Source organism: Frankia sp. CcWB2, assembly GCF_977927585.1.
The window spans coordinates 1-3,659 of record NZ_CDWRCM010000142.1 but is presented as its reverse complement, the minus strand read 5'-3'; the positions used below and the strand labels follow the sequence as shown (position 1 = coordinate 3,659).

General features: G+C 69.2%; 2 protein-coding genes. Both read right to left on the bottom strand.

Going from position 1 to position 3,659, the window contains the following annotated elements:
* Positions 1-51 precede the first annotated feature (51 nt).
* Positions 52-456, bottom strand: coding sequence for a hypothetical protein (locus tag ACY45C_RS14940; RefSeq protein WP_462188208.1), 405 nt, complete (start codon positions 454-456; stop codon positions 52-54).
* A 502-nt stretch (positions 457-958) separates the two neighbouring features.
* Complete coding sequence (locus ACY45C_RS14935; RefSeq protein ID WP_462188207.1) at positions 959-2,857, bottom strand: phosphatidylglycerol lysyltransferase domain-containing protein; 1,899 nt, start codon at positions 2,855-2,857, stop codon at positions 959-961.
* Between the last annotated feature and the right edge of the window lie 802 nt (positions 2,858-3,659).

Genomic DNA, 3,659 nt, shown 5'->3' with positions numbered 1-3,659 from the left:
CAGGGCCTCGTTCACCGGCCGGGCCGGGACCCGGGTGAACGGGTTACTCGACTACTCGACGCCCTCGAAAATCCAGCCCCTATCCTCGCTGAAGATGGGTGACAGGGCAACCAGCGGCGGGTAGATGAGCGCCGGGTGAAGCCCCAGGGTCAGTTCATTGTCCGGGACACCGATGGTGAAGGTACCCGACTGGGGGCCAGCGGCGATCTTCCATTCACGCGGCTCCGGGAGCACACGTACCCGCTCGAACGCGTCCGGGTCACCATCGAAGCCCACAAAAGCCCCGCCGGACGGCTTGCGGATCGTGTAGGTGTCGTCGTCGGCGCGCTGCACCTGCCACACCTGCCCGTCGCCGTCGCCGTCGGGCAGAAGGACGAGGTTGCCCCCGCCCACGTCGGTGAGGGTCTGCTGCCCGGCGATGCTGATCCGGTAGATGCCGTCGATCACACTTGCCACGCTTGGCTCCTCTTCCGTCAAAGGAACAACTGGTCACGGTTGCAACCAGCCGCGATTGAGAATGTTGCTGCCTACACCAGAGTCAGAAGGAGGATCTTCCCTTTAATGACATGATGAGGCCCTTTTTGGCGGTTCGATGAGACAGGAAGGCTCTGCGATGGAGCACTGGACGAGCAGACCGTGGTGGCACCGGACATCCAGGACGCCGCCACCATCATGCCCGCTACCGTCGGCGTTTCGGATCAGCGGCACACACTAAAAATGCAGATCAAGAACCGAGGAACATCGCCTGGATCGCACCGATTTGACCCCGGAAATCCACTCTGGGACCAGCAGCGGGGATCAGCGCAAGACAGTGGGCACGCCACCTTTGCGGACGTCGGACGGCACCGCCCACCGCAGACTCTCTCGAAGCACCGGACGCCACACGCCGAAGTCACGGTGGCGTAGCCCGAGGTTCAGCGCGCAGAACACGCCGAAGGACATTCCGGCGAAGATCCGGTCAGCCTGGCCCAGTGCCGGTCGAGGTGTCCTTTCTTCGGACACGGTGATGGATGCCGGCCGTCCCGGACCGGGACAGCCGGGACAGCCGGGATAACCCGGACAGATGGTCGCGCCAGCGGGGCCAGACCAGGAAGGCCTCGGCTTCGAGCATCGCCAGGGCGATCCGTGGTAGCTCGGAACTGGCGGAGTAGCAGATGTAACGGGGCTGCCAGGTGGGTTGGAATTTGGCGTTGAACCGGTACAAGCTATCGATTTGGAACCAGCGGGACAAGAATATTAACAGGGAACGCCAACAGCGGATGACCGGCCCGGCGCCCAGGCGCTCGCCGCGTTCGAGCGCGGACCGGAAGAACGCGAAGTTCAGCGACAGCCGTTCGACGCCCAGCTCGCGGGCCTGGCGCAGGGCGCTGACGATGAGGAACTCGTTCAGCCCGTTGTCGGCGGTCCGGTCCCGCGTCATCGCGTCCAGCGACAGGCCGTTGGGTCCCCACGGCACGAAGTGCAGCAGGGCGCGCAGCCGGGGCTCGGTGCCGGCCGCGCCGGCATGCGACGCGTCGTCCCCGGTTCCGCTCGTCGTGTCGTTCGCCGGGTGACCCGGAGCACCGTTCACCGGGTCGTCCGCGTCGCGGGGGCCCGCATCATGGGAGAAGGCCATCACGGCCACGCAGTCGCCGTCCGCGCCGCCGCCGAGGCGGCCGAGCGCCATCGAGAAGCCCCGTTCCGTCTGGGTACCCCGCCAGGCCGCGGCCTGTGCCTTCAGCTGGGCGAGGTCGGCCGGCGCGAGATCGCCGACCCGCCGCGCGACCGCAGTGTAGCCGGCACGTTCCACCCGGGCGACCGCCTGGCGAACGTTACGCATCGCCCGGCCCTCCAGCGTGAACGACGCCGTGCCGACGATGGCCTCGTCACCAAATTCCAGCGCGCACAGACCGGCGCGGGTCCAGGCGAAGCCACCCGCCTCCGAGCAGCCGAGGACCGCCGGCATCCACGCATGGTCGGCCGCCTCGCGCAGGAACTCCCTGATGGCCCCCGGCCAAGCCTCCCGGTCACCGAGCGGGTCTCCGCTGGCCAGCATCACGCCGGAGACCACCCGGTAGGCCACGCAGGCCTTGCCGGTCGGTGACCAGATCACCGACTTGTCCGACCGCAGCGCGAAGTATCCCAGCGAGTCGGCCTTGCCATGCCGGGCCAGCAGGGCACGTATCCGTTCCTCGTCGGAGTCGGTCAGCCGGGGCCGGGGCTCGGGCGGTCGCAGCGCGAGGTAGCCGGTGGTCACGATGGTCAACAGGCCCATCGTCAGCAGCACGCGGGCGGCGAGGTCGGAGAACCGGTCGGAGGTGAACCGCAGCGGACCGGGGATCCCGACGAGTCCCTCGACGATCTGTTCGAACTGAGCGGACAGCGAATGCGAGCCGACGATCCGGTCCTGGCGCAGATAGAGCAGCAGGAACCCGATCCCGATCGAGACGACGGTGAGCAGCAGGCCGACGCCGAGCGCCCGCCAACGCGTCGACGGGTCGCCCTTGGCCCGGAACTCCCCGTGAACCAGCAGCAGGGCGATAAGCAGCGCGGCCGATCCGGCCGCCTCCTCGTAGTCCAGACCCTTGGCAACGTGGAGCACGATGCTCACGCCGAGCAGGACCACCACGGCCCGCCAGGCCCGCCGCTTGCGGCGGCGCAGCCCCGGCGTCAGCAGCACGAGCAGCATGCCGACGACGACGGTAAACGCGGCGGCCTGCTGGGAGGCTGCAGGGGGCAGGAGCACTCGCAGGTCCTCCAGGCCGGAGCGCCACTCCGGGGTGACCGCGGAGACGACGTCGACCAGGCCGACAACCAGGGCCAGCAGCGCAGCGGCCCGAGGCGCCCACGGCCGTTTCCAGGGGGGCAGCACGGGCATCCTGCTGCTCTTCCTGCCGGAACGGGCGCCGGGTGGTGTCGTCAGCGGCGGGGCCGACGACGCCGGTGAGGCCGATGACGCCGCCGAGGCCGACAGGGCACGCGGTGCCTGGGGGGCAGGCGGTGCGGGAGGGACGGGAGAGGCGGGAGAGGCGGCGGGCCCCCGACCGACCGGACCAGACCGGGCGGACAGGCCCCGGCGGGCGCCGGACAGACCGGGTTTCGGCCGCACCGCCGGGCGTGGCCACCACCGGCGCCGGATGACAGCGCGCTCGTTCGCCTCGGGCGGCGCGTTTCCCCCCCGCCGCCCGTCGGCGTGGCGCCCGGCCGAGGTGCCCGATGCCCCGGTCCCGCTCGAGATACTCATGATCCCTATCGTCTCCCGATGGGTCGCTTGCTACGGCGCTCAGGATCTGGAGACGATAAACCGCCCCGTCACAGACGTTCCTCGGGCCACCCGGTCGTAGCCGGGCCGAGCCTCGGGGTGGTCACGCGGAGAGGGCACCGAGTCGCGGACGAGAGCCAGGCAGGCGTCCCCCGGCCGGCCGGGAAGGACGACCTGGACGATCTCCGCCCGAACGTCTAGACATACCAGGCAGATTGGCTCACATACGACATTTAGGCAGTTAACTCACTTATCACTCCCATCCGGACGGAGGTGGCCCTGTGAGGTCGATCCGCGGTCTGCTTGTCCTGCACTGCCGCTGCGGCCATGCGCGTCATGACCACGAGCACTACCGGCCCGGCTCGGATTGCGGCCGATGCGGGTGCCCGGCTTGGACCCTATGGAGGCGACGTTGACG